We start from the raw sequence: 25,268 nt of genomic DNA, 5'->3' as shown, positions 1-25,268 counted from the left end.
TTGATGTTTGGGCGCCGCGCCACTGATACGTGGCGCGGCGGCTTTCAGATGTAAGGAGGACCGGCAGTCCATGGCCGACATGACACAATCCAATTCCACAGCGTCCCCCAAGACGGAAAAGACGGGCTCGATTTCGCGTTTCATCAGTGCCACGGAGCTTGATACCCGGCTGCTCGGCATGGTCGGCGCGCTTCTTCTGATCTGGATCGGTTTCCATATTCTTTCGGGCGGGCTGTTCCTGACGCCGAGAAACCTCTGGAACCTCTCCGTCCAGACCGCTTCGGTCGCGGTGATGGCGACAGGCATGGTGCTTGTCATCGTTACCCGCAACATCGATCTGTCGGTCGGGTCGATCCTCGGTTTTTCCGGCATGATCATGGGTGTCATGCAGGCGGAAATCCTGCCGCAGCTCCTCGGCTTTGAACATTGGGCGACATGGATCGTCACGCTTCTGGTCGGCATTCTCGTCGGCGGAGCGATCGGCATGCTGCAGGGCTCGATCATCGCCTTCCTGAACGTGCCGTCCTTCATCGTCACACTTGGTGGTCTGCTGGTCTGGCGCGGTGGCACATGGTTCGTCACCAGCGGCCGCACCGTGGCGCCGATGGATTCCACCTTCCGCCTGATGGGTGGCGGCACCAGCGGCTCGATCGGCGCGACATGGAGCTGGATCGCAGCCATTGTCGCCTGCGTCGCCATTGTCGCGGCAATCCTGAATTCCCGCCACCAGCGTCGCCGTTTCGGTTTTCCGCTGCGGCCCGTCTGGGCGGAATATTTCCTGGTGGCACTTGGCTGTGTCGTCGTCGTCGGTTTCGTAGCTGTCGTCAACAGCTATCCCTGGCCGGTCAACATTGCCCGCAACTATGCCGATGCCAATGGCATTACCTGGCCGGATGGTGGTCTGTTCATTCCGCACGGCATTGCCATTCCGGTGCTGATGGCGCTTGCCGTCGGTGCTGTCATGACCTTCATCGCGACGAGGCTTCGCTTCGGGCGTTATGTTTTCGCCATCGGCGGCAACCCGGAAGCGGCGGAGCTCGCCGGCATCAAGACCCGCTGGGTTACGGTCAAGATATTCACGCTGATGGGCGTTCTATGCGCCATCGCTGCGGCAATCTCGACTGCCCGCCTCAACGCGGCCACCAATGCCCAGGGTGAACTGGATGAACTTTATACGATCGCGGCGGCGGTCATCGGCGGCACGTCGCTCGCCGGCGGCGTCGGCACCATAGCGGGCGCGATGCTCGGCGCGCTCGTCATGCAATCGCTGCAATCCGGCATGGTGCTTGTGGGCATCGATACGCCCTTTCAGCGCATCGTCGTCGGTGTGGTTCTGGTCGTCGCCGTCTGGCTCGACACCATCTACCGCGCCCGCGCCAAGTAAGAACCGAGGAGAACCCCAATGACGGAACAAGTCACGCCCCTCGTGGAAATGCGCAATATTTCCATTTCCTTCGGTGGTATCCATGCGGTGGAAAACGCCTCTGTCGATCTTTTCCCAGGTGAGGTGGTGGCCCTTCTTGGCCACAACGGCGCCGGCAAATCGACGCTCATCAAGATATTGTCCGGTGCATACCGGCGGGATGGGGGCGACATCCTCATCAACGGCGAGGATGCGGATATCCGCAATCCCCGCGACGCCAAGAAATACGGCATCGAAACCATCTACCAGACGCTGGCGGTGGCGGATAATGTCGATGCGGCGGCCAATCTTTATCTCGGCCGCGAGCTGAAGACGAAATGGGGAACATTGGATGATGTCGCCATGGAAGCTTCGGCCCGCGAGGTCATGGGGCGTCTCAACCCCAATTTCCGGCGGTTCAAGGAGCCGGTGAAGGCGCTTTCCGGTGGCCAGCGGCAGTCCGTGGCAATCGCCCGCGCCATTCTGTTCGATGCCCGCATCCTCATCATGGACGAACCGACGGCAGCACTCGGGCCGCAGGAAACGGCACAGGTCGGCGATCTCGTCAAGGAACTGAAACGGCAGGGCATCGGCATCTTCCTCATCAGCCACGATATCCATGACGTCTTCGATCTCGCCGACCGGGTGTTCGTCATGAAAAACGGCAAGGTGGTCGGCCATGCCCGCACGGAAGATGTGACGAAGGACGAGGTCCTCGGCATGATTATTCTGGGCAAGGTGCCGCCGGGTGCTGTGGCGGGTCCGGGCGCGGTCGTTGCCTGACGACAGAATTCTGTCGTCTTTACTTCCACTACAAATCGAGGCCCGGTAAAAACCGGGCCTCGACAAATGCTGGGAACAAAAGTTCTTGGAGTTGACTAAAAAATATATGCGTCCGGTGTGTTTCAGCCCAGCCGGAACCGCAGACGAAAAATGTCTGCGGCTCTGCGCAATTGCAGACGCGGTCGTTAAAAAGCGGTGTTTTAATGGAGTTCGGCGTGTGCGAAACCGCTGCCGTTCATTTCTGCGCCGGCCGGTAGCGAGCCATGCTGATTGATGTCCTGGGCCAGCGACAGCAATGCCATTTCCAGGAAATAGGTCGACATCCCCAGTTCCAGAGATTTGGAGCGCTGGCAAAGATAGGAAACCATCCGCCCGAGTGCCAGAATCTCGTCCGCATTGTCCTCTTCAAGTATTGCTGTGGTAGACGCCATGCTTCCCTCTCGACAATCGACAGTATGAAAACGCGTTGATCCCGCGTTGTTCATTATCGACCACATCGAGCGTCACGCGAGCGTCACACCTGCGTCAATCGTCGCTCTTGTTTTCGGGCGCGCCGTTATTTTCCGCCGCTTCGGTAGCCGCAAGCGACGTCACGAGGGCAACGATGCTCTTGCGCACGGTTGCGCTCTTGATTCGGGCAAAGGCCTGATTGAGCGAAAATCCTTCATTCGACGCAACGAAAGACTGCATGGCATTGATCGTGCCAAGGGCGGGATTGGCGTTTCCGACATCCGGCGTCGCATTGGCGAACAAAGAGCTGACATCGACGCCGAGAACCGATGCAATGGCTTGCAAACGGGACGCGCCGACGCGATTGGCACCCTTTTCGTATTTCTGGACCTGCTGGAAGGTAATGCCCAACCGGCCCGCCAGCGCGCTTTGACTCATGCCGAGCGACTTGCGGCGCATTCGGATTTGTGTACCCACATGCACATCGATCGGGCTGGGTAGTTTGGCCTGCATCATGAACTCCTCCAGTTGTGAGGTTCTTAAATTGGATATTTATCAATTAATATTGTTGAAGGTAGACATTCAACACAATTTCCACGGGTATTGTGAGGTGTTACTGATAAAGTAAGGCTGTTTTCCGTCGGTATGCTGTGCTGGTTGACGGTTTATCACCTTTGTTGCACATCGCAATGCCCCGTTTCGGCTGGCAAAATGGCTCCAGCCGGCCACGCCGATGGCGTGAAAGCCCAGTCTTTCCCAAATTTTCCTGTTCTCTCGGTCGAAACCGTCGAGCGTTTCCGCATCACCGAAATGGGGAACCCAGACGAATGGCTTCTCTTGGTCGGAGCGCACGATATTTTCAACAAGCACGTTGTTATAAAGCCGAGGCAGGCATTTGTTGGTGTCGATGGCGGGTAAAACCGGAATGGGATTTCGCAGGATTTCGAAGCCCTGCTGTGCCAGCAATAGAACGGAGGCATCCAGTTTACGTTTCAAATCCATCGCATTACGGGCGTTGCATTCATGGGCCACCGGATCGGCAACCAGCAATAGCGGGTGGCCATCGCGTCTTAGACCTGTGACCGAAACGAACTGGTCGACGTGGAAACCGCATTGGTGGATTTTTCCGAAGGTGATCGCCGGAGGCGACGTTTTTGCCGAGGTAAGAGCGATTGAGGCCGAGGCATTGCCGAGGTCTTCCGGCCGATATCCGAAACTGCCCACGGTTCTGTAGTCGAGTGCCTGAACCCGCTGCCATTGTTGCGGCCGTTCGGTTGCCGCGTTGTTTGCCATACCCCTGTCGTCCTGCAGGCTGGAATGGCCCACCAATCGAAAGTCCGGCCCGACCAGCTGGTTACCGCCCGGCAAAGTGACATGCGAAGCGTTGGCGGCAAGCCCGAGACGATTGGCGAGCTCGCCAGTGATGGCGCTTTCCGATGCACAAAGCAGTTCGGTTGCGATCCCATCAGCAGTCCGAACGTGGAACACGTCCTGTATCCACGGGTGCGAAACGCTGCTGGTTGCATCGAGCGGCAACAGTTCTGCGGTGCAGGTGGCTGCCAGCCTGCTGAGCCAGCTTTCAGCGGAGGCGAGACAGGGGCCATCGATAAGAACAAGGGCCGTGACGTCGGAAGGCAGAGCCGAAAGCAGGTTTCCGATCGGGATGAGCGGAGAGACGTCCCCGTCAGCCCTGTCACCCGCAAAAAACGCGGCGGGCAAGGCAAGCGCGATTGTCCGGATCAGCCCTCCGCAATCGGGCAGCAGAGACGGGTGCGGGGCAGCGGTCAAGACGCTTTTTCTCCCGCCGTCTGCCGCGTGGCCAATTGCTGGAAAAATACCGTGTTCTGTAATTTCCACGATTGCGGCGGCGGGGATGGCAATTCTCCGCTGCCAAGCAGGCCTAAAAGCCGGGCCGCATCGTTGCGTTTGGCGGAAACCGCGTTTCCGGCCAGAAAATTTGCGGTCTCGAGGTTGAGGTTTGCCTCAGTTGCCATTGCACGCCATGTCCTGCGGTTAAAATGCAGCTTGCGGGCGGCGTTCAGCAAGGCGTCGTGTTCCTCTGGGGCGATAGCGGCGCGACACGCTTCGAGCGTCGCTTCGGCATCGACAAGCGCGATTGTCAGCGGACGGTAGTCGAGTTCGCCGGGCGCGTGGCTGACTGCCACATCGGCGTCGGAAAAACGCAGCCCGTCCCGATAGGCTTGAAAGATTTCGCCGATGCCGATCATGCCAAAGGCCGCGCATTCCGCCGCTCTTAGCGCGCCCATGCTGGCGGCACCAAGAACAGTGACGCCGCCTGACAGCGCAAACAGGATTTCCTTGTGCCACACGGCGGCGCAGTCACCGTAGAGGCCGTCGATCAGCCCGATTGTCCGGGCACCCTGCTTTACCGCGTCGAAAATGTCGCCGCAGGCAGCCGGGCCACGAAGATCGAGGCCTGAAATCTGCGCGGGTGCGATGCCGTGGATGGACGGGCCTGCAAAAACCACCGGCTTCATCAAAGGCCTCCGAGGTTCAGGAACCGGTCGAGCGTCCGCTGCGATATACGTTGAAGGCCACCACCGGCAGGGGTGAGGCCGCTTGCCAGAACCCGGACGACGTGCAGACCGGATACGCCCGTTTCCAGCGCAAAGACATGGATGTCGTCGATCCCGGCGGCGAAAAGATGCTCTGCAAGCTGACGCCACGGCGGTAGAGCCGGATCGCTATCCGCAAAATCGAGACTGGCCGGGATCCGGTCCATTGGCCGCACCTCGGATGCCGCCGGTCCCGCCGCAAACATATCCCGCTGGTAGCGCAAAGGAGAGAGATCGTCCCTTGCGCCGCTTATATCAGTCAGGCGCGACTGGATCGCCTCCAGCAGCGCGGCAATTGCCGCGTCATAGGTGCCAAACCGGCACGCTGCGCCGGCAGCGCTGCGGGTGGCAAGTCCGTCCTGCGCGTGGATTGACCGTGGCAGGCTCGCCATGACTACAGGCACGCCGAGCGTATTGGTGAGATCAAAGAAGCGGGGCGGCAGTCCGATACGTGAAAGGTGTTGAACAAGAGCATCGAAGGATGCGTCGATACCCATCGGCAACACGACCGGTTCCGGCGCGATACTGCGGGTTTCGAAGGTATCGACGAGAAAGCAGGCGTCGTTTTCGATGAGTTCGAGCAAGGCGTGCAGAACCGCGTGGTCATGGTCGAAACCCGCCGCAAGACCTTGCGAACTCATGAGAAAGGCCTGCCGGTCCCAAGGGAAATCCGCGCGAAAATCCATGCCCACCAGTTCATAGGGGGCAAAAACCTCCAGCTGCTGGCGTATGGATGTTCCCTTCACCCAGGCGCGTTCGTTTCGCAGATCAAGAGTGTCCGGGTCGACCCGGCCGATTGTTTCGAAAGGAACGAGAGGGGCGCCCTTGTCCCGCATCTCACGAATGGAGCCGAAAGTGGTGATATGTTTGCGGGTGTCTTCGGCGACGGCACCTTCGATCGCTTCCATGATCGCGGAAAGCCGTGCCTGCTCCGCGACAAGCCCCTTGCCCTGGGAGACCGACAGTCCGCGTGAATTGGGCCGCGTCGCGAACCAGACGGGTATGCCGATAATATCGAGACCGGTCACGTCTCCGACGCGTGTAATCCCGAACCGCCGAAGCAGTTCGGGATCGAAGAACGAAGCGTCCGGATGCCCTAAAGCCGCTGTCGCTGGAATATGTGCGCCGTCAGCGGTCAAGGCTGCGGGGCCGCAATCAAGGCGCCGCGTTGGTGTCGTCGGCAAGGATGGCGTCGAACAGCTCGCCGGTGACGGAACCCGCCGGGCCAACAGCCTTCAGGGCCGATTCGATCGGTGCCTGCACCATGCGGTTGAAATCCCAGCCGGCGTCGATCACTTCGCCGACAAAGGCGAAATCGGCCTCGGAAACGACAGCGCCGCCGGCGACGAGGGCTTCGATGCCCTGGATCTGTACCTGATCCAGCTCGTTTTCGGGCTGGCCGTCCTGACGAACGAGCATGGATTTTGCCGCCGCAGCAACGCGCGCGTAACCGTCCACACCGGGATGGCTGGCTTCATAGGCGGCAATCGTCTCATGCGAGACGGACGCAACCCTGAGCGGCGCCGTGCGAATGAAGAGAACGCCGAAACCCTTTTTTCCGACAATAAAGAAGTGCGAGGACATAATAACTCCTATTTGATCCCAGCTAATCGAAGTGCGTTATAGAATTTTTCATTCGCTACCGGGTCTCGGTCTGGGGACAGGCTGCTGATTTCCCTCGCCGTCATACCCGGATAGTTTTCCTGAAGCCTGCTGCCGGTTTCCCGGGCAGCGTCCAAATCACCGTGGAGCGCGTGGCTCGCGGTCAAGACGCGCAATGCCGGCTCGTCATTTTCCATGCGCGCGCACAGTTCTACTGCCGCGCCGTAATCCTCACGCTTGAACGCGATGCTGGCGCCCGCCCACCAGTAGATGTCGGGTGCGAGCGGATTTAGGTCGATGGCTTGCTGAAACTTTTCCCACGCGGTTTCGGCATCGCCGAAATGGGCGAGCGCATCGGCATGCTGGAGCAAAAGGTCGGCGGAGTTGGGCGCAAGCGCCTCGGCTTCGAAGAACCTTTCGGCGGATATGTCGAAATCCCGCTGGTAGAGCGCCACGACGGCGCACATCCAGTGGCCGACGCCAAGAGCGGGATCGATTTCGACGGAGGCGTCTGCCTCCGCCTTGGCGCGGTGCAGCAGGTGGGGGTCGTTGCCGCCCAGCATCAGCCATTCCAGTTGCAGGCTCTGCGCCACGCGGGCGCGGGCAACCGCCATGCTGTTATCCAGATCGACCGCCTTGCGGAACATCGAGCGGGCTCTTCGAAGAAGCGGCAGGTCGCACTTGCCGCGCAGAAGCTGCTGGCCCTCCAGCAATTGCCGGTAGGCCTCGCCGCTGTGGTTGCGGTCTGGTTCCACCTGAAGCCGCTCGATCTCGCGGGCAAGCCCCGCGGCCACCTGTTTGGACAGCAGTCGAAAAGCGGCGTGAATATGCCGCGCGGTCAGCACAACCTCCAGCGACCAGACGATTTCTCCGGTCGCTTCCTCGATCAGCGCTACCGACATGCGGGCATCGTCGAAAACCGTGGAGACGATGCGGTAATCCGTCCGCAACATTGCATAACTGTCGTCGGTCCGGTCGTGTGTCGCTACAAAGGTGCTGTGCGTCGAAAGAACGGTGAAGGTCCGGTATCGAACGAGACTATTGGCGACATCCTCGACAAAGGCACTCATCACCGGCGATACCGCAAGCCCGTCCACCCGCACCGGACGGCTGAAGGCGACGCGTGGTTTTGCCATCGGTTTTCGGCGGCTACCCTCATCCGGTTCGGCGGGGGCTACTATCGTCGAGGCCAGACTTTGTATCCGCCGTCGAAGCGCCACTGTCTCGGCCTCCGGAGGGCGGTCCTCCTGGCGGAGCTGTTCCATCAGAAGCTGGAAAATTCCCTCACAGGCGCTGGTGTTTCCCACCCGCGCATAGGCCGCCATGGCGGCGCGGTAGGTTTCCTCGCGCTCCGGCTCGATCTTCAGCGCGCATTCGGCAAGCGATGCGATGTTGTTCGAACTGGCGCGGCCGAACCGCGTCAACTCCTCCAGAAGCGGTGTATAGCTTGAAAAGAACAGGTCCTTGAGACGGCGTCGCTCAGACAGCAGCCAGAGATAAAGGTGGTCCTGCCCAGCCTCCAGCCCCTCCAGCAGATCGCCGCCGAATTCGAGCAGGGCCTGCAGCCGCTGCATCGGATCTTCTGCTCTCGCGCCGGCAAGAAAGATCGCAAGGTCGGTCCGCTGCGCCAGCTTTCCGGCCTTCAGGTCGTTCCCTTCTGTCAGAAGGATGGCATCGTCATCGCTCGACAGCTTCTGGAGGCGCAGGATCAGCTGCCGCAAATTGCCGAGTGCCCTTTTTTGCTCGACGTTTTCCCACAACAGCGATGCGGCCTGCTGGCGGGAAAGGGACTGGTTGGGAGCAAGGATCAGGGCGGCAGTGAGGGCAAAGCCCTTGGACGGGAAAAACGCTTGCCGCACCGCATCGCAGCGCGGGGTGCCAAAAAGCCGGATCGGTATCAGTTCAGCGTTCCCAGCCAATTTCGTTCCCTCATGAATCACCATCTAACAATGTGTCCGGGAAATTGAAAGTCATCATTGGCGTTCCATTTGACGCTGGTGTGACGCCGCTTGCCTATTGTCGTGAATAGAGGCGCGGGCGACGGGCGGAAAACAGCAATCATGCATCAGGCAGGCATCGGGAATTTTCGAAATTGATAGCGTTTAACGGAAGCTACATGGCGTTCGAGCCGCGTACTGAACCTTACCAGCGTGCCGACGACGTCGGTTATGCGGTGTGTGAGTTCATGTGGTTCAAAGGGCGCCCGTTCTATCCGGTCTCGGCGCTGGCCCATGCGAAGGTTGCCCATGCCAGACTGTCGGCATGCGACGACGAAGATGAGGACAATCTCGATATTATTTTCCGCATGCCATTTGCGGCCGGCGGGCATTTTTTCGAGATCGTGCTGCGCTCCAACGAAGGCACTGCTTACGGTGGCTGGCTGTGGGGAGAAGAGCTGGAAATACTTAACGAGGTCGTCAACGGCTATCGCGTTCTGGCGGGGAAGTTCGAAGACAGGCTGATCCGGTTTGAATATTCCAAGCGGTCTCATCGCTACCGGACAGCCGAACCGCTGCCGGTGGAGAAATCCGTCTTCCTGATCCAGCGGGAGGTAAGGCCTTACGCGGGAAGGCACGATTTGCCGGGAAGCCCGGCACGTTAATGGCGGGGCTGATGCCGATGCGTTTCCGGGGGAGCGCAAGAGCGTGGGGCGAGAAGGGGTTCAACTGGCGCGGCGCGTATTGCGCGCATCGCAAATATGCCCGGTAAAGCCAAGGCTTTGTCGGGAGCAGCAGGTGAATTTTTTTATTTTTATTGTGTGGAAGATTTGTGATGCCCAATGGAGGTAACATGCGTAACAGGCGGGTGTCATCACAGCTATTAGCGGTGAGTTGCGCCTCGGGTGACGACGTGCTTTCCCTTGACGGGAGCGCCAACGACGACCCGCGTCCATCAGTTGCGAACGACAGGCTTTATGTCGTGGGCGAGCCAGTTTCCAGGAAGGCGCTGAAATCTCGACCGCCGGAGAACCGGGTTGAGGAAGAGGCTTTTCGCGTGGCGGAAATCAGCAATACGGTCATCGATGTCGATATCAGGCTTGCAAAATGGGCTTGGGCCGTGCTGGTGATAGCGCATTGCTGGCTGATCTATTTCATGGTGACCAATCTCGGGTGAGGCCTCCCCCGGGACATGCGCTCCCGCGTTTAACGCACTTCTCCGACGCCGTGCAGGATCATCGCCGCCGCACCGAAGGCCACGGGGTCTGTCGCAACCACATCCGGCAGCTGGATTTTCGGCTGTATCACCTTTGCGCCGTTGAACGGGTCCGAGCGTTCGTAATCCAGCCATTCCGCCAGCCGCTGTCGTACGATCCTTGGTAAGGTGCCACCAACAAAGATTGCCGTGGGCGCCAGAACGGCGCTGACAGCGAAGGCGAGGCGCGCAACCTCGGGTCCCGCCCGTTCCAGCCACGCCTCAAACACGGCGGAGTTGCGCAAGAGGTAATCCGTCCAGACCTCGGGTGCGCGCCCCGAGGGGTTTTCTCCCACATGCTCCACGCACCATGCCGCCAGGTCTTCGAAGGAGGGCCGCGAAGTGCTGCGGCCGCGCAAGGCGCCGATCTCGCCGGCATTGCCGAGATAACCGCGATAAAGCTCATTTTTGATAATGATGCCGCCACCGATCCCCTCGGACAGATAGAGATAAGCGAAATTTTCGTGTCCGTCCGCATTGCCAAGCGTCAGTTCACCCATGGCTGCGGCATTCGCATCATTTTCTATGATCACCGGACAACGCAGCGCCTCGCGCAGCATGGCGGAAAGGTCAGACCCGGCCCAGGAAATAACCTCTTCGGCAAGATCGAGCGACATGGCTTCCTTGCGAAAGCGGGTCGGCATGGCAATGGCCGCGCCGATCAGTTGGCCCCTGTTGATCGCATTTTTCGTAAGTAGTTCTTCGGATCCATCCTGAAGCGCCCGTTGGACATCGGAAAACGCGTCATAGGAGCCGCGCATCTGCAATTCTCCAACGATCTCTCCGCCGAAATTCAACAGCGTCAACATCACCGAATAACGGTTGGCGTGTGCACCAAGGGCGTAACCGACAGTTTTTTTGAGCGTGAGGTCGATATGGGGCGCGCCACGGCCTTCCTGCCGGCGTGCACCTTCCTCGATGATACCGCGCTCAAGCAGATTGCGCGTCATCATGCTCACGGCAGCCGGCGTTATGCTGCAATAGTCGGCAAGCTCGACCCGCGAGGCCGAACCCTTGCGCCTGATATATCCCAGAAGCGCACCCTGTGTTGCGCCAATGCCTGCCAGCCCGCCCTGCCGTCTCTCAGTCAAAGTTTCACTCTCCCGCGCTATACCTAGGGAAATGTCATGAAGCTGTTAATTAAGCAACTTAATTAAATAATCAGTTTCAACGGGAATGGATCACATGTTCAAGTCTCTCACCCTGATGGCCACGGTTGCCCTCGGCGCGCTTTTGCCGGCTGTCGCCTTTGCCGAAGACATCAACATCAAGCTCTGGACGCTCGCCGACAAGAATGCGCCCGGTCGCGTCACCAACATCGAAGCCGCCGCCGGCATCATGAACGCGCAGTTCAAGGCAGCAGGCGTCGACAAACGCGTCGTCATCGACATCAACAACAGCGCCGTGCAGGGCTGGGACTCCTTCGCGCTCGATACGCTGAAGGCGTTTTCGGTGGGGCAGGGGCCGGATATCTACATCCTGCCGCATGAATGGATCGGCCAATTCGCGCAGGACGGCTATGCCATGCCGATGGAAGACAAGATCGCCGCTGCTCCCTGGGTCTATGGCGATATCCTGCCGGTTCTGTGGAATTCGGCCAAGGCGACGGACGGAAAGATTTACGGCATTCCGCAGGACGCGGAAATCCGCATGTTCTTCTACAACAAGGACATGCTGCGCAAGATCGGCAAGGACGAAGCCTTCATCGAAGGTCTGCCGGCCAAGGTCGACGCTGGCGAATTCACGCTCGACGATCTGACGGCCCTGTCGAAGGAAGTGGTAGACGGCAAGGCCGCACAATACGGCATGCTGCACCGCCCGAATGTCGGTATCGACTATCTGATGGTGTTCCAGTCCTATGGCGTGAAGTTCATGGACGAAAAGACCGGCAAGCTGATGTTCCCCAAGGCCGAAATGGCCAAGGCGCTCGGCTGGTATGAGCGCAATGCCAAGGAAGGCGTGACGCCCGTCGACAATACCGCCATGAGCTGGGAGGCGATCCAGACGGCCTTCAAGCAGGAAAAGGCCTTCATCTTCCATCAGGGTGTCTGGGCGGTTGCCTGGCAGGTGGGGGACAAGAACGGCGCGACCTGGCCGACCGACGGCAAGGGATATTTCAACAAGATCGGCTGGATTTCCGCTCCGGCAGCCGAAAAAGGCGGCAAGCCGGCCAACCTGTCGCACCCGCTGCTCTACACCCTCAATCCAAAGAGTGCCAATGCCGATATCGCCGCCGATCTCGTGGCGCTTGCGACATTGCCCTATTTCAACAACGAACACGCGGTGACATCCTATCATACGGCCATCAGCAACGCCCAGACGGCCATGCCGAAATACCGCGATAACTGGGTACTCTCCGCTGCTTCGCCGATGATGAAATACGCGCAGTTCGTGCCCAACCACACCAAGTTCGGCAGCTACAACAAGGTGCTGTTCAGCGGTCTGCAAGCGGTTGAGACCGGCAAGATGACGGCCGCGCAGGCGGTCGATTTCATCGCCGACGAGCTTGAGCTGCAATTTGGCGCGGAGATCGAAATCCGCGACGCCGCAAGCAACTGAGTTTGCCCGAAACCATGCCGCCCGGTTCTACCGGGCGGCTTTTCCGCGTTCCCACCGGTATATCGTAATGTCTCAATTTCAGCTTCGGGCGCGCCGCCCGGCCCGGCCGATCTTTTATCTGGCTCCGGCTCTCGCCTTGCTTGGCCTGTTCTTTCTTGCCCCGATCGTCGTCAATCTGGTGATCGCCTTTACCGACATGGGCGCAAACCTGAGGGTCGGCAAATTCACGGTCGAGAATTTCCAGCGCATGTTTCAGCGCGACGTGCGCCTGCCGATGGTGTTGCTGACGACGCTGATCTATGTCGGCGCAACGCTGTTCATATTCAATATCGGGCTTGGCGCGCTTCTGGCCGTTACGACCACGGCGATACCGGACCGGCTAGGCAACTTCTTTCGCGGCCTCTGGCTGCTGCCGCGCATGAGCCCCGCCGTGCTTTACGGCGTGCTGTGGATATGGATCGCCGATCCGACGTCTTCCGGCCTGCTCAACCAGTTTCTTGGCGCGCTCGGCGCACCCGCTCTCAACCTGCGCAACGACTTTCCGCTGTTTCTGGTGGTGGTGGCGAACGGTGTCGTCGGCGCGTCTTTCGCCATGGTCATCCTCACATCGGCCATCCGCTCCATACCGTCGCATCTGGCCAATGCCGCGCGCGTCGATGGCGCCAGCGAATGGGGTGTGCTTCGCCATGTCGTTGCACCCGCGCTCTCGTCACCGATCCGTTTCATCACGCTCTATCAGGCGCTCTCACTGATGACGACCTATGAATATATCCTGCTCATCACCGGCGGTGGGCCTGTCTACGATTCCACGACCTATCCGCTTTATATCTACCGGCGCGCCTTTGAAAACGGTGCCTATGCCTATGGTGCTGCACTTGCGCTTGGCCTGATGGCGATAGGCGTTGCCATCACCCTCATTCAATGGCGCATCAGCAATATGCGCTCGACTTTTGCTCCCGCCAAAATCGAGGTGCTGTGATGACGCTCGCCCACACCCACTCACCTGCCCACAGCAGGTGTGCCCTTGATCTGAAGCCGGACTGGACGCGTCTTGAAAGGCGCAGCCTTGCCCATCGCGCCGGTTTCGTTCCCGTCATTCTTGTGTTCCTGACGGTGGTTTCGGTGCCGGTTCTCCTGCCCTACCTGTGGCTGCTGGTGAAGTCGCTCACGACTTCCGACGACAATCTCAGCCGACTTGTGCTGTGGCGCAGCGGCGCAATCGCCGCTTTTGCCTATGGCGGGGCGATAGCAGTTGCGCTTCTTTCCGCGCGCCTGCGCAATCCCGCGCTGCTATGGCTGGCATTTGGTGCCGTGGTTGCGGCGCTCGTCTTCGTGCTGGTGCTGCCGCATCTGACTATCGACAACTACAGTTTCCTCTGGAGCCGCGATATCGAGAAAACCGGCACCACGCGCATGGCGCTGATGCCATCCGTCTGGACCGCCATGCGCAGTTCACTGCTGTTTGCCGCTTCCCAGACGCTGATCGTCGCGCTGGTCGCCACGCCGGCCGCCTATGCGCTGTCGCGCTTCACCTTTGCGGGGCGTGAAAATGTGCTACGCGGGCTTTTGCTGCTGCATGCCTTTCCGGCGCTCGCGCTCACCGTCGCGATCTTCGTGCAACTGCATTACATGGGCCTGCTCAACAATCTCTTCGGCGTCGTGCTGGTCATGAGTGCGCTTGAGCTGCCGTTTGCAATTTTTGTTCTCAAGGGCTTTTTCGACAACGTTCCCTGGGACATCGAAATGAGTGCCGTCACCGATGGCGCGACCCGCTTCCAAGCCTTTCGCATGGTGGTTCTGCCGCAGGTAAGAAGCGGGCTGATCGCGGTTGCCACCTTCACCTTTCTGCGTGGCTGGGAAGAATATGTTTTCGTCCAGACCCTGCTCATCGAAAAAAGCCAGATGACGATGAGCCTCTATCTCTTCTTCGTGGCACAGGACAGCGCCGGCGTGAATTACGGCATGATCGCTGCCGTAGGCATCATCTATCTGCTGCCTGTGCTGATCATTTACATCTTCACGCAGAAATACATCACCCAGATGAGTTTCGGCGGGATCAAAGGATAATCGCCATGGCCAGGATCACCCTCGACAATGTCACCAAAAGCTGGGGCGACACCCGCGTTCTGCAACCGATGACCCTCTCCATCGAAGACGGCGAATTCGTCGCCGTTCTCGGCCCGTCCGGATGCGGAAAGTCGACCACGCTTTTCCTGCTCGCCGGGCTCTACGCGCCGACCGCGGGTCAGATTTCTTTCGACGGCCACAACGTCAATCGCATCGATGCGCGCGACCGGAATGTCGGCATCGTCTTCCAGTCCTATGCACTTTATCCCAACCTGACGGTGCGGCAGAACATCGCCTTTCCGTTGCGTTTCAAGAATGTTCCGCGTGAGGAGGCAGCGCGGCGGGTGGAGGAGGCGGCAAGCCTCGTGCAGATCAGCGCGTTGCTCGACCGACGGCCCTCGCAGCTTTCCGGCGGCCAGCAGCAGCGTGTGGCGCTTGCCCGCGCGCTGGTCAAGGAACCGAACATCCTGCTACTGGACGAGCCGCTTTCCAATCTCGATGCGACCCTGCGCATCACCATGCGCGCCGAGCTGAAAAGCCTGCAGAAGCGCCTGAAGATCACCACGCTGATCGTCACCCATGACCAGATCGAGGCGATCACCATGGCGGACAGGATCATTTGCATGAACAACGGCGCCATTGCCCAGATCGGCACGCCCGATGATCTTTATCGCCGGCCCGACAATCTGTTCGTGGCCGGTTTCATCGGCACGCCGCCAATGAATCTCTTGAAAGGATGGGCGCAGGGCGGGCAGTTGCAGATCGGCGATGCCCTGCTCGACCTCAATGCCCGCTGTGACGGCGAAGTCACCTTTGGCCTGCGCCCGGAAGATATCGCCCTCGTCACATCGTCCGAGGCGCGGCTTGAGGGGCAGGTTACCACCGTCGAGCCCATGGGGCGTGAGGTATTCTACACGATCGATACGCCCGCAGGCATGATCCACGCGCTCGAATATGGCGAGACGATACGCCACGCGCCGGGAGATCGTGTCGGGATCAGCTGCAAATCGGCGCTGACGCTGGTGTTCGATGCCGCCGGTAACCGCATCGCCGGGCTGCATGCCGATCTTTCCCACCATTCGACTATTCCGGCGCGTGAACCGCAAGCCGTAAACTGACAGGAATTTCCATGCCTAAAATCGTCTCCCATCGCGGTGCCAACCATTTTGCGCCCGAAAACACCTTCGCCGCCGCCGACCTCGCCTTGCTGCAGGGAGCGGATTACATCGAGCTCGACGTGCGCGAGAGCGCGGACGGCGTGCTTTATGTCTTTCACGACGAAACGCTGGATCGTACCACCAATGGCACGGGTCCCATCGGCCACATGCTGTCGAGCGAGATCGATGCGTTGGATGCCGGCAGCTGGTTCGGCGAAAACTTCAAGGGTGCGGCTGTACCGCGGCTCGATGCCTATCTCAGCCATTTGCGCGGCCGCTGCGGCGTCTATGTCGAGCTGAAATATTGCGATCCCGTCAAGGTGGCGGCACTGGTACGAAGCCTCGGCATGGTGCGCGATACCTTCTTTTTCTCTTTCTCCGAAGAAATGCGCCGGGGCCTGGCCGCCGCCGCGCCGGAATTCCGCAAGATGATGACGCTCGATATCGCCAAGTCGCCTTCGCTGGCTGCGGCTGTTCACCATGCCTCGATCATCGAGATCACACCTGCGCAGATGCGCAAGCCCGGCCTTGTCGCGGCATGCCGCAAGGCGGGTCTGGAAATCATGGTTTATTATGGCGGCGATGATGCCAACCTTCATAATGAGATCGCATTGGCCGGGGTAGACTACGTCAATATCGACCGCCCGGACCTGTTCGATACGGCGCGCCGCGCCGTACGGCAGCCTGAACTCGCATGACCTTCCTTACCCCTGGAGATGATGACATGAGCAATCTTATTGGAACCGGCTTCAACGCCAGTTCGGACGACGGTGAACTGGCCACACTCGAAAGCGATCTGCGTGCGCTTGCCGAAATTGGCTGCGACACCGTTGAAATCGCCGCAACGAGCCTTGATCTGATCGCAGGCGGTCGCATCATCGAGGACCGCGCTCAACGGTTCGTGGCGCTGGCCAAAGAATTCGACTTCCGCTACACGGTGCACGGTCTTGTTTCGTCCAATTTCATGGACCCGGTAACGTGCCGCTACCAGATAGATGCAGCCAAGGCGCTGGCCGTCCTGTGCGATCGCATCGGCGCGGGCATCCTCGTTCAGCATGGTGGTGCCCTGCGTGCCGACCAGATCGCCGAGCGGGCCGATGCCGATGCCCGTGAGCGGGAGGCGCTTTTCGAGCTGGCGGAATTCTGCAAGCCCTATGGCGTGCGGGTCGCGCTTGAGAATATCTTCTCCACCGAACCCGGCCAATATCGTCAGACGCCTGCCGAGGTGGCCCAGACCGTTAAGGCCATCGGCCATGATAACGTCGTGGCGCTGATCGACTTCAGCCACGCCTATCTCGAATCCACCTATCGCGGGCTCGATTTTCGCGAACAGCTTCGTGCCATGGCGCCGGTTGCCGGCCATCTGCATGTGCACGATTCCTTCGGCCGGCCGCAGGGCTTTTATCAGCCGTATTTCGACCAGGAAAATACCGCTCTCGGCATCGGCGATCTGCATATGCCGCTCGGCTGGGGAGATATCGACTGGCAGGGCATCTTCTCGGAGCTGACCTTCCTGCCGGATACCGTGCTGATGATGGAAATCGGCCGCCGCTACCGTGCCGAACAGCCCGCGAGTCTTGAAACGGCGCGTCATCTCATGTCGCTCTACACTGAGCGGATGCAGATCGCGGCTGAATGACTGAACTGAACAAGGCCCAGCCGACAGGCTGAGGTCTGAAGCGCCGGCAGTTCTGAACGCAACTGCCGGCGTTTTTCGTTACGCGGCCCAGTCGGAAAGCGAATAGGCTTTGATGTAATCGATCATCATTTGCGAACCGTCGCTGAAATCAACCGCCGACGGCGTTCCTGCCATGCCGCCGACAGCAAGATTGACGACCATATACATGGGGTCGTGCATGTCATCAGGCGTATCCGTCTGCGCCACGGCGACATCGTCGAAATACCAGGTAATATGCTCCGCATCCCACAACACGCCGTAGGTGTGAAACCCCTCCGTGCTCGGCACGCTGACATTGTTGATGACCGAACTCTGTTCTCCCGTTGCATTGGAGTGGGTGGACATGATCAGCGTATTGGGGTTTTGCCCACGCATCTCCACGACATCGAGTTCCGGCGGCCAGGATCCATCTTGCGGCAAAAGCCAGAAGGCCGGCCAAGCGCCCCGGTCGGTCGGCATGTCGGCGCGCATTTCGAAATAACCATAGGTCTGGCTGAACGACGAATAGGTGTTCAGCATACCCGAGGTATAATCATAGCCCTCAACCTCGTTGGCGATCGATTGCGGGGTTTCCGCGGCGGTGATGGTCAGGACACCGTTGTTGATGCTGAAGGGATTGACCTCTGATGTGCCGGCATAAGCGGGGTTGATGTACCATTGCGCCTCGCCATTCGTCGTCAGCGAGCTTCCCTTTTCCGGTGCCCACCAATATTTGGCATCCCAAGTCCCCTGATCGCCGCTGCGAAGTGAAAGTGCATCGAATTCGTCGGCAAAGGTCTGGGTGAGGGATGATCGGTCGAGGCTGAGCTCGAACTGGTCGGCCTGAAGATCGTCGATGGTCGTTCCGGCAAGAACGACGGCCTCGCCGTTGGCGAAGTTCAGCCAGAGATTATCGCCCTGTTGGGTGGCATTGCTGACGAGCTGCTCGAAGGATGTGATGCCGTAACCGTTAAGCCGGATTGTGTCGTTGGCGCTGAAATCCATGATGAGATCGGTACCGTTGCCGCTCGTAAAAACAAATGTATCCGCACCGCCACCGCCGATCAGCACGTCGTTACCGCCCCCGCCATCAATGGTCTGGCTGCCCGATCCGCCGGTTATGATGTTGTCCAGCTCATTTCCGAAGGCATAACGACCATCTCCGGTTACCCGCAGGTTTTCGAAATTGTCGGGCAAGGTATAACTCATCCAGGTGTCGATGGTGTCGATACCCTCCCCGGCATTTTCGACGGCGCGGTTAATGCTGGAATAGAGGTAATAAATATCGTCGCCCGTGCCGCCCGCCATTGTCACATTGACGGAACTGTCGCCCCACATGGAATCATTGCCGGAAGTGCCTGTCAGCAGCGGTCCGGAACCCGTGGCGGAAAAAAATCCGGTGGAATTGTCGCTGTAGTAGAGTGTGTCTCCAAGCGCATTCAATACTGTCCGGGCCATTGACCGTCTCCTGTCCGTTAGCGTTGGCTTTCTCACTCCTCTTGGGCAATACCCTAACAGGGCGAAAAGCCTCCTGTTAGAGCCAGAAATGAGGGGTACATGGGCGGTTTCTGTGGTGCACGCTATTGCAGCATTGCAATGGGCGGTGGCAGGATTGGACGGAAAGGGAGATGCTCAAAGCGGCATCTCATGGGAATGGAGTGCCAGAATTGAGTGTAGCCTTTACCAAGGAAGATAGTGCCGAAACCGCAGCCGAAACGGTTCTGCCGGACCGGGTGATTTCGCCTCATCCCAATCTGGTGACGGAGGCTGGGCTGAAAGCGCTGGAGCAGCAGCTGCAATTGGCGCGCGAAGCCTGCGAAACGGCCAATGCCGTCGAAGACGTCAATGAAAGACGTCGGCTTTCAGCCAATCCTCTGCGGGACATTCGGTATTTCGCGGAGCGCGTTCGCACCGCCCAGTTGATGCCGAGCCCTCCTGCTGATGGCACCGTTGCCTTCGGCAGCGTGGTAACATTCAGCCGTGATGACGGGAGGACGCAACGGTTCCGGATCGTAGGCGAGGATGAAGCCGATCCGGCCAATGGATCGATGTCTTATGTCTCCCCGGTCGCAGGATTGCTGATGGGAAAATCTGCCGGTGATGTTGTCAGCCTGGGCGGCAAAGATATTGAAATCATCGAAGTGACCTAAAGCGCCCACTTGAAAACGGAACAAATTTTGGCAGCAAGGATGTGCGGTTTGGAGCGAGAGAACCTCGCCGTAATTTATGCCGGCCGTGCCGTCGCCAAAGCGTCCTCTTCTGCCATTCCAGCCATCCGCATCATCGTATTTTTCAGAAAGAACCTGAAATCCAGCTCAATGAACGTATAGGCGAGTACGAGCCCCATATAGGCCATGAAAACGGGATTGAAATTCAGCTCTTCAAATTGATAGACGATGACGATTGCGATCGCCGAATAGGCGAAGAAACCGACTTTTCGTTTCCGGACGATCGCGTAAACAAGCGCAAAGGCGCTGAGAAGGCCAAATCCTATGCCGGATGCATAGGCCGTGGCGAGAAAGCCATTATGCGGCGTTCCGATCCTCGATATTCTCGACAGTTCTTCGTATCGAGCGGTAAAACCAATGCCTAAAGGGTGATGGAGCATCACCTGGAAGCCGCCAGTGAGCGTATCCCAGCGTTCCTGCGCATTGTTGCTGCTGTTGCTGTCCTCTAGAAACCGTTTTGAAAAGATCTGTTCTGCAAAATCGAAAGCGCCCAATGGCAAAACAGCTGCGATGACAAGGGCGGACAAGGCAAAACCAAAATAGGTGCTGAGCAGCATTTTGATGGAAAAATTTCTGATGTAGAAATAGACCCCGATCGCAAGAACCGCAAATACTCCGGACCGGTTGAGAGTAAGTGTGAAACTCGCCAGATAGACCAGCAAAAATACGGCAAACAGCGCTGGACGTTTTTGCCTTTCGGCAAGATAGGCGACTGCCGCACCCGCCAACGCAAAGGCAGGTCCGGCTGTGTTGCCCACCGGCCAGATACCTCCCGCTTTTTCGACACGCAAAAGCAACGGGCTCAATTCGCCTTTTGCCGCAGCTGCCAGCACGGCGGTTTCATCGAACATGAAAGAGAGGCCAAGGGAGGCGAGCTGGTCGTGAATGACGATGTCCAGAAAAAGCAGGATCGTCACCGCGATGAAGCCTGCGAAGATGCCCCAGCAGAACAGCTCGAGAAGGTTCTCCTTAAACAGCATATAGGCAAAAAACAGAAAATAGACCGCGTAAAAATATGCCATCGCGGTGGTGTAAAATTCACCTTCGCCACGTTCGTCGGCAAAGACAGCCGAAAGTGCAAAAAAAATGGTTAGCGGAACGAGATAAAGCAGGATGATCGAGGGCGTCAGACAGCGAATGTAAAGCAGGGCAATAACGGGTAGCGTCATCAGGACAAGCATGTCGGTGATGTTGAGGAAGCGCAGGCCCAGATTGCTGGTCAGCACATTGCATTGAATGAAAAAGCCAATGGAAAAAACGAAGATCGCCAGAGAGAGACCGGGCACCTGTATGGTTTTTGAAGGATAAAGAGGCATCGCCAAAACGAAACCCGGCAACGGGGACTGATGCGATGCCGCCATATTTGTGCTTCTGGTCATTCCCGGCCTGTTCCTTCACTGGCGGACCTTGGTGCGGCCCTGTGGGAGAGGACGTCATCACCATGAGGCGACAGGGTGATGACGATGAATAGTGGTCTTGATGACGTTGCCGCGCAAGACAATTTTCTATGGTTTTCAGTCGCTCAGATTGCCTTTTGGCAGAGCGCCCTCAACGGCGATCACCCGCTGTATGTAAAGCGGTTCGTTGGAAACCGGCGCGCTCACGCCGAATGCCGGCATGATCCTCACATAGAAACCGTATCCGCTGGGGCTGATATCAGGATCGATCGCGATGTCGTTGGCTGTCGCCCACATCCAGCCGCTATTGTCGAGGGCGTTTGCACCACCAAATTGAAGCGCGGAGCAACTGATCGTCCGGACTGCGCCGCCGCTTTTTGCAACCAGTGTGACATAGGGCGCACGCTGCCCCTCGCTATTTTTGTAAAGCACCGCGAAGGAGACGGTTCTGCCAATCATCGCGGCTGCCTCTGAATTCCGGAAATAACGAAACAGCGCGGCTGACTGGCTGCCGTTTGCACGCAGATCCAGGCTGTAAGCGAAGGCAGGAGAAAAGGTCACTGCGGCGGTTTTGCCGGCAGAGGCCGGCGCGATGAGATTCCAACCCGATGGAGCGGACCCCGTCCAATCGGTGAAATCGCCGTTGACGATAAGATTGGCGGCGGGAAGTTTCGGCCAGCAAGGTGTCTGAAAGACGTTATCGGGCGCCGATGCCAGATAACAACTGAACAAGGTTCGGGCGATGAGCTGAGATCCGGCATCGTTCGGATGGACGTTGTCGCGGTAAAGCGCATGGTCCTTGCCTCTCGCTACAAATGACGCGTGTGTATCCACCAGCGTGAGGCCCGGGTGCGCTCGGGCAAGGTCAAGGATCGCATTATAGACCTTGTCGTAACCGGTGCTATCGCGCCAGGGGTTCTGGGTGGTGATGAGTTGGGGGGCACCCGGCCATTGCCACTCCATCATGCCAAGCGGTCCGAGCAGGGCGGCTCGTCCGGAGCTTAGGATACCACCCGGCGTCTCGAAACTCTGCATATTATGCCCATGATGCGTGATGCACAGGTCGGGACGCGGAATCTTCAACGCCGCCGCGCGCTGGTCCGCGAGCATGTAACCGGCCATGCCGCCGGGCAGTGCCGCAAGATAGACCGTGAGCGTTGGCCCCATGCCTGCGCGCAGCGTAACCGAATCCGCATAGGCCTTTGGCCCGGTGGGGGCGTTTGTCTGCCATTCTGCCCAGCGGTGCAGCACAACCCTTGTGTCGTGCAGATCGCCAAGCATCATGGCGAACTGCTGGAATGGTCCGGCATCGGCATAGGCGGTGCTGTCACCATTCACGAAGATCGTGGCATTCTGACCCGCAGTCAAACGCGCGCGCAAGGGTGAGAGCGCGTTCAGGGAAGGGACCATGGTGGGGATGTTTCGGGGGGTGATACCGAGCGATACGCCGATCATGCCGGCACCTCTTCCGTTCCGGTCATATATATGCATATGTTGCGTTTGAGCGGTGTCATCGTTCGTTCTCCTGGCCTGGCCCTAGGATAACTCCGCCGAAAGGCCGGGGGACAAAACGCAGGAAACGGGACGGCGAAAAGCAGTAAAATTATACGTCACGAATTTTTCTTCGACTTCTTTTAAAATATATAGAGATAGAATATTTTTCTTTTAATTTACGTATATCGGATTTTTATCCGCATAAAGGTTTGAATGTTATTTTTTCTAACCACAATCAAGCATTGTTGTTCTTATAATGAAATTGCCGGTGAAACTATCCCTGCCGTTGGCAAGTGCACTCTTCATTTTCACGCGCTGTCCATTCATGCCCGCAATTTAGGACAATGGCAACTTGGGTGCTCTGGTACTTCACAGGTGATGTCATGACATCCGCTCTATTTGTCAGTCACACAGGAGAGAAGGGTGGCGCCGAGCTTTTTCTGACGGACCTCGTCAAGGCCGGACCGCATTCCTGGCGAGCGTGTTTTCTCAGTGGCGGTGGTGCTGCTGATGATCTGGCAGCGGCCGGGAGGCCTCCGGTCATGTTATCCGCTGGCGAAAAAATGCTGTCGATCCGCCGTGATTCATCGTTTGGCGCAATGCTGCTTGGCGCTGCTGATGTTGTCGCCGTCGCTTGGCAATTGAGCCAGCAGGCGAGACATTACGACGTGATCTGCGCCAATTCGCAGAAGGCGCTGTTCGTCTGCGCGCTTGCCGCGAAACTCAGCCGCCGCCCACTTGTCTGGGTTTTGCACGATATAGTCACCGATCCCGCATTCAGCTCCGCCAATCGCCATGCCTCGCTGGCATTCGCGCGCCTTTTCGCAAGGCTGGTGGCCGTCAATTCGCAGGAAACCGGCCGGGCTTTCGTTGAAGCCGGCGGGCAGGCAGAAAAGGTCCGCATCGTTTATAACGGCTTCGACCCCGCAAAAGCTGTGGCCCACGATCCCGGCAGAGCTGCGCGGTTGCGTACGGAATTGGGCCTTGGTCCCGAACCGCTTGTCGGATTGTTCGGCCGGCTGAGCGAATGGAAGGGGCAGCACGTCTTTCTGGACGCGATCGCGGCGATGGATGGCGTTCAGGCCGTCATCGTTGGCGGCGCGCTATTCGGGCAGGACGCCTATGAGACGCGCATCCGCGAGCAGGCATCCCTACTCGGTCTGGATGGTCGTATCCGCTTCCTCGGTTTCCGGTCGGATGTACCAGAGCTGATGGCATCGATGGATGCCGTTGCCCACACCTCTGTTGTCGCCGAACCGTTCGGGCGGGTGGTGGTCGAGGCCATGATGTGCGGGCGGCCGGTTGTCGCCACACGCGGTGGTGGGGTTACCGAAATCATTAGGGACGGCGAAACGGGTCTTCTGGTGCCGCCGGGCGACGCATCGGCGCTTGCGGCAGCACTAGGCTGCATCCTGTCGCAGCCGGCTCTGGCGGAAAGGCTGGCGCAGCAGGGCCGCGAGGATGTGAGCCGGCGTTTTTCGCTGGAGGAGACCTGCCGGTCCGTTTCCGCTTTGCTGTCGGAAGCAGTGTGAGGGGCCTCTTGGCGATCAATTCGGGCAGAAAGTGCAGGCAAGCGGAAGGGTCAGGATGCGTATTCTCGTAAACATGCCGAGCCAGTATGGCGGCAAACCTTCCGGCGTCGCCCGCGTGACCTTCAGCCTGCTGGAGCGGCTGCTGGATCAGACGCGGGACGACTACATCCTGCGCTCTCCCTGGACGCGGGCACAGCTGCCCGAAAACCTGCGCGAAAGCCGCCTTCAGCTGATTGAGACGCCGCGGCCGCGTATCATGGTGTTTGATGTGCTGCGTCAGGCTATGACGTTGCCGGCACTTTGCCGCAAGCTCGGCATCGATGTGCTGTTCAACGCCGATCCCTTCGGAAGTCCCAGCGGCGGCAAACGGCGCGTCACACTGGTTCACGATCTTTATTTCAAGACCATCCCCGAACAGATCGGCTGGCGGGCGACGTTGACGACGGATTTGATCTTTCGACTGATGATGGCTGGTTCGAACCGGATCACCTGCGTATCGGAAGCGACGCGTAAGGATCTGGCGCAGTTTTATCCATCGGCTGCCGGGAAAAGCCTGACTATCCATTCTGACAGCACCCTGAATGTCGATCTAGCGAGTTTAAACGGCCCGCCGCCAGTTGCCGCGCCCTACATACTGGCGGTCGGAAACGCGACTTCGAATAAGAACTTTTCGCTTCTGGGCAAGGCTTTTGCCGTGATTGGCAAAGTTAGGCCGGATTTGCACGTCGTGCATGTTGGCCGCGACGATGCCGAGGAAATCGGCAGCGTGCTCGATGATCCGGAGCTGAAGGCGCGACTGATCCGGCTTTCCGGCATAGACGACCATCAACTGGCAGACCTTTACCGCCACGCCGCCTGCCTTTGTGTGCCTTCCACATATGAAGGGTTCTGCCTGCCGGTGCTCGAGGCGCAGCAACTGGGGTGTCCGGTCGTCTGCTCCAACCGTTCCGCAACGCCGGAGATCGCCGGAAAGGGCGCACTCACCTTCGATCCCGCGGACTCTGACAGCCTTGTCGCGGCACTTGAGCGGCTTTTTCGGGAGCCGGATCTGGCAAGCGATCTTCGCCAGGCGGGTTATGAAAACCGCAAGCTGTATTCATGGCAGAAGGCGGCGGAAAGCTATGCGCAGGTTTTCCATGAACAGACCTGACGTCTAGGAGTCATGTCCCCGG

The 25,268-nt window shown here is 58.8% G+C and carries 24 protein-coding genes; 13 read left to right on the top strand and 11 right to left on the bottom strand.

The genetic code is table 11. From position 1 onward, the window contains the following. Positions 1-70: 70 nt before the first annotated feature. Together T18_RS10845 and T18_RS10840 are read left to right on the top strand one after the other, a co-directional pair. The gene (locus T18_RS10845) at positions 71-1,384 is read left to right on the top strand and encodes a sugar ABC transporter permease (RefSeq protein WP_003511299.1); all 1,314 of its coding nucleotides are present in this window, start codon (positions 71-73) and stop codon (positions 1,382-1,384) included. A gap of 18 nt (positions 1,385-1,402) precedes the next feature. Next, on the top strand, positions 1,403-2,185 hold the full coding sequence (locus T18_RS10840; RefSeq protein ID WP_003511297.1) for an ATP-binding cassette domain-containing protein: 783 nt from the start codon (positions 1,403-1,405) through the stop codon (positions 2,183-2,185). 200 nt (positions 2,186-2,385) lie between these two features. Here T18_RS10840 and T18_RS10835 read toward each other — a convergent pair whose 3' ends face one another. The 7 genes from T18_RS10835 to T18_RS10805 form a co-directional block, all read right to left on the bottom strand. After that, the gene (locus tag T18_RS10835; protein ID WP_003511296.1) at positions 2,386-2,616 is read right to left on the bottom strand and encodes a hypothetical protein; all 231 of its coding nucleotides are present in this window, start codon (positions 2,614-2,616) and stop codon (positions 2,386-2,388) included. Positions 2,617-2,710: 94 nt separating this feature from the next. Then, positions 2,711-3,148, bottom strand: a complete 438-nt coding sequence (locus T18_RS10830) for a helix-turn-helix domain-containing protein (protein ID WP_025595440.1) — start codon at positions 3,146-3,148, stop codon at positions 2,711-2,713. A gap of 69 nt (positions 3,149-3,217) precedes the next feature. Then, on the bottom strand, positions 3,218-4,423 hold the full coding sequence (locus tag T18_RS10825) for a hypothetical protein (protein ID WP_038494186.1): 1,206 nt from the start codon (positions 4,421-4,423) through the stop codon (positions 3,218-3,220). After that, positions 4,420-5,133 carry a TfuA-like protein gene (locus tag T18_RS10820; protein ID WP_003511292.1) on the bottom strand — a complete coding sequence of 238 codons (714 nt, stop codon included), beginning with the start codon at positions 5,131-5,133 and terminating at the stop codon, positions 4,420-4,422. Before T18_RS10820 ends, T18_RS10825 begins: the two co-directional genes overlap by 4 nt. Then, entirely contained in the window at positions 5,133-6,329 is a 1,197-nt protein-coding gene (locus T18_RS10815; protein ID WP_035251573.1) for a YcaO-like family protein, read from the bottom strand. The genes T18_RS10820 and T18_RS10815 overlap by 1 nt, the downstream gene beginning before the upstream one ends. Positions 6,330-6,366: 37 nt before the next feature. Then, positions 6,367-6,795, bottom strand: coding sequence for a hypothetical protein (locus tag T18_RS10810; protein WP_003511290.1), 429 nt, complete (start codon positions 6,793-6,795; stop codon positions 6,367-6,369). A gap of 8 nt (positions 6,796-6,803) precedes the next feature. Beyond that, positions 6,804-8,756: a BTAD domain-containing putative transcriptional regulator gene (locus tag T18_RS10805; protein ID WP_003511289.1), complete on the bottom strand. Its 1,953-nt coding sequence runs from the start codon at positions 8,754-8,756 to the stop codon at positions 6,804-6,806. 173 nt (positions 8,757-8,929) lie between these two features. Between T18_RS10805 and T18_RS10800 the strand changes: the two genes are divergently transcribed. Then, positions 8,930-9,415, top strand: a complete 486-nt coding sequence (locus T18_RS10800; protein ID WP_003511288.1) for a hypothetical protein — start codon at positions 8,930-8,932, stop codon at positions 9,413-9,415. 188 nt (positions 9,416-9,603) lie between these two features. Further along, complete coding sequence (locus tag T18_RS10795) at positions 9,604-9,927, top strand: hypothetical protein (RefSeq protein WP_233285232.1); 324 nt, start codon at positions 9,604-9,606, stop codon at positions 9,925-9,927. Between the two features lie 29 nt (positions 9,928-9,956). Here T18_RS10795 and T18_RS10790 read toward each other — a convergent pair whose 3' ends face one another. Further along, the gene (locus tag T18_RS10790) at positions 9,957-11,096 is read right to left on the bottom strand and encodes an ROK family transcriptional regulator (protein WP_038494183.1); all 1,140 of its coding nucleotides are present in this window, start codon (positions 11,094-11,096) and stop codon (positions 9,957-9,959) included. A gap of 94 nt (positions 11,097-11,190) precedes the next feature. Here T18_RS10790 and T18_RS10785 point away from each other — a divergent pair, with 94 nt between their 5' ends. From T18_RS10785 to T18_RS10760, 6 genes are all read left to right on the top strand, one after another. Then, complete coding sequence (locus tag T18_RS10785; protein ID WP_003511284.1) at positions 11,191-12,564, top strand: ABC transporter substrate-binding protein; 1,374 nt, start codon at positions 11,191-11,193, stop codon at positions 12,562-12,564. Between the two features lie 67 nt (positions 12,565-12,631). Then, positions 12,632-13,543 carry a carbohydrate ABC transporter permease gene (locus T18_RS10780; RefSeq protein ID WP_003511283.1) on the top strand — a complete coding sequence of 304 codons (912 nt, stop codon included), beginning with the start codon at positions 12,632-12,634 and terminating at the stop codon, positions 13,541-13,543. After that, the gene (locus tag T18_RS10775) at positions 13,543-14,631 is read left to right on the top strand and encodes a carbohydrate ABC transporter permease (RefSeq protein WP_003511282.1); all 1,089 of its coding nucleotides are present in this window, start codon (positions 13,543-13,545) and stop codon (positions 14,629-14,631) included. The genes T18_RS10780 and T18_RS10775 overlap by 1 nt, the downstream gene beginning before the upstream one ends. A 5-nt stretch (positions 14,632-14,636) precedes the next feature. Then, positions 14,637-15,749, top strand: coding sequence for an ABC transporter ATP-binding protein (locus T18_RS10770; RefSeq protein WP_003511281.1), 1,113 nt, complete (start codon positions 14,637-14,639; stop codon positions 15,747-15,749). Positions 15,750-15,760: 11 nt separating this feature from the next. Then, on the top strand, positions 15,761-16,486 hold the full coding sequence (gene ugpQ, locus T18_RS10765; RefSeq protein ID WP_003511279.1) for a glycerophosphodiester phosphodiesterase: 726 nt from the start codon (positions 15,761-15,763) through the stop codon (positions 16,484-16,486). A 26-nt stretch (positions 16,487-16,512) separates the two neighbouring features. Continuing rightward, positions 16,513-17,427 carry a TIM barrel protein gene (locus tag T18_RS10760; RefSeq protein ID WP_038494179.1) on the top strand — a complete coding sequence of 305 codons (915 nt, stop codon included), beginning with the start codon at positions 16,513-16,515 and terminating at the stop codon, positions 17,425-17,427. Positions 17,428-17,505: 78 nt separating this feature from the next. Here T18_RS10760 and T18_RS10755 read toward each other — a convergent pair whose 3' ends face one another. Beyond that, a complete protein-coding gene (locus T18_RS10755) occupies positions 17,506-18,903 on the bottom strand; it encodes a family 16 glycosylhydrolase (protein WP_003511276.1) in 1,398 nt (465 codons plus the stop codon). Between the two features lie 209 nt (positions 18,904-19,112). Here T18_RS10755 and greA point away from each other — a divergent pair, with 209 nt between their 5' ends. After that, the gene (gene greA / locus T18_RS10750; RefSeq protein ID WP_003511275.1) at positions 19,113-19,595 is read left to right on the top strand and encodes a transcription elongation factor GreA; all 483 of its coding nucleotides are present in this window, start codon (positions 19,113-19,115) and stop codon (positions 19,593-19,595) included. 74 nt (positions 19,596-19,669) lie between these two features. Here greA and T18_RS27145 read toward each other — a convergent pair whose 3' ends face one another. Together T18_RS27145 and T18_RS10740 are read right to left on the bottom strand one after the other, a co-directional pair. Beyond that, positions 19,670-21,052, bottom strand: coding sequence for an O-antigen ligase family protein (locus tag T18_RS27145; protein WP_003511273.1), 1,383 nt, complete (start codon positions 21,050-21,052; stop codon positions 19,670-19,672). Positions 21,053-21,187: 135 nt separating this feature from the next. After that, on the bottom strand, positions 21,188-22,525 hold the full coding sequence (locus T18_RS10740) for an SGNH/GDSL hydrolase family protein (protein WP_003511272.1): 1,338 nt from the start codon (positions 22,523-22,525) through the stop codon (positions 21,188-21,190). A 422-nt stretch (positions 22,526-22,947) separates the two neighbouring features. On the opposite strand from T18_RS10740, the gene T18_RS10735 reads away from it, so the two are divergent. Next, a complete protein-coding gene (locus tag T18_RS10735) occupies positions 22,948-24,096 on the top strand; it encodes a glycosyltransferase family 4 protein (RefSeq protein ID WP_035251492.1) in 1,149 nt (382 codons plus the stop codon). 55 nt (positions 24,097-24,151) lie between these two features. Continuing rightward, on the top strand, positions 24,152-25,246 hold the full coding sequence (locus T18_RS10730) for a glycosyltransferase family 4 protein (protein WP_003511269.1): 1,095 nt from the start codon (positions 24,152-24,154) through the stop codon (positions 25,244-25,246). Positions 25,247-25,268: the final 22 nt, after the last annotated feature.

Origin of the sequence: Rhizobium sp. TBD182 (assembly GCF_001950375.1) — a bacterium.
Classification (GTDB): domain Bacteria; phylum Pseudomonadota; class Alphaproteobacteria; order Rhizobiales; family Rhizobiaceae; genus Agrobacterium; species Agrobacterium tumefaciens.
The sequence above is the reverse complement of the archived record's forward strand: the minus strand, read 5'-3'. Positions and strand labels throughout refer to the sequence as shown.

Coding starts and splice junctions, on each gene's coding strand:
- T18_RS10785 (WP_003511284.1), top strand. CDS start 11,191: ATGTTCAAGTCTCTCACCCTGATGGCCACGGTTGCCCTCGGCGCGCTT.
- T18_RS10830 (WP_025595440.1), bottom strand. CDS start 3,148: ATGCAGGCCAAACTACCCAGCCCGATCGATGTGCATGTGGGTACACAA.
- T18_RS10735 (WP_035251492.1), top strand. CDS start 22,948: ATGACATCCGCTCTATTTGTCAGTCACACAGGAGAGAAGGGTGGCGCC.
- T18_RS10730 (WP_003511269.1), top strand. CDS start 24,152: ATGCGTATTCTCGTAAACATGCCGAGCCAGTATGGCGGCAAACCTTCC.
- T18_RS27145 (WP_003511273.1), bottom strand. CDS start 21,052: ATGACCAGAAGCACAAATATGGCGGCATCGCATCAGTCCCCGTTGCCG.
- T18_RS10780 (WP_003511283.1), top strand. CDS start 12,632: ATGTCTCAATTTCAGCTTCGGGCGCGCCGCCCGGCCCGGCCGATCTTT.
- ugpQ (WP_003511279.1), top strand. CDS start 15,761: ATGCCTAAAATCGTCTCCCATCGCGGTGCCAACCATTTTGCGCCCGAA.
- T18_RS10835 (WP_003511296.1), bottom strand. CDS start 2,616: ATGGCGTCTACCACAGCAATACTTGAAGAGGACAATGCGGACGAGATT.
- T18_RS10805 (WP_003511289.1), bottom strand. CDS start 8,756: ATGGTGATTCATGAGGGAACGAAATTGGCTGGGAACGCTGAACTGATA.
- T18_RS10845 (WP_003511299.1), top strand. CDS start 71: ATGGCCGACATGACACAATCCAATTCCACAGCGTCCCCCAAGACGGAA.
- T18_RS10755 (WP_003511276.1), bottom strand. CDS start 18,903: ATGGCCCGGACAGTATTGAATGCGCTTGGAGACACACTCTACTACAGC.
- T18_RS10740 (WP_003511272.1), bottom strand. CDS start 22,525: ATGATCGGCGTATCGCTCGGTATCACCCCCCGAAACATCCCCACCATG.
- T18_RS10840 (WP_003511297.1), top strand. CDS start 1,403: ATGACGGAACAAGTCACGCCCCTCGTGGAAATGCGCAATATTTCCATT.
- T18_RS10760 (WP_038494179.1), top strand. CDS start 16,513: ATGAGCAATCTTATTGGAACCGGCTTCAACGCCAGTTCGGACGACGGT.
- T18_RS10795 (WP_233285232.1), top strand. CDS start 9,604: ATGCGTAACAGGCGGGTGTCATCACAGCTATTAGCGGTGAGTTGCGCC.
- T18_RS10775 (WP_003511282.1), top strand. CDS start 13,543: ATGACGCTCGCCCACACCCACTCACCTGCCCACAGCAGGTGTGCCCTT.
- T18_RS10810 (WP_003511290.1), bottom strand. CDS start 6,795: ATGTCCTCGCACTTCTTTATTGTCGGAAAAAAGGGTTTCGGCGTTCTC.
- T18_RS10770 (WP_003511281.1), top strand. CDS start 14,637: ATGGCCAGGATCACCCTCGACAATGTCACCAAAAGCTGGGGCGACACC.
- T18_RS10800 (WP_003511288.1), top strand. CDS start 8,930: ATGGCGTTCGAGCCGCGTACTGAACCTTACCAGCGTGCCGACGACGTC.
- T18_RS10820 (WP_003511292.1), bottom strand. CDS start 5,133: ATGAAGCCGGTGGTTTTTGCAGGCCCGTCCATCCACGGCATCGCACCC.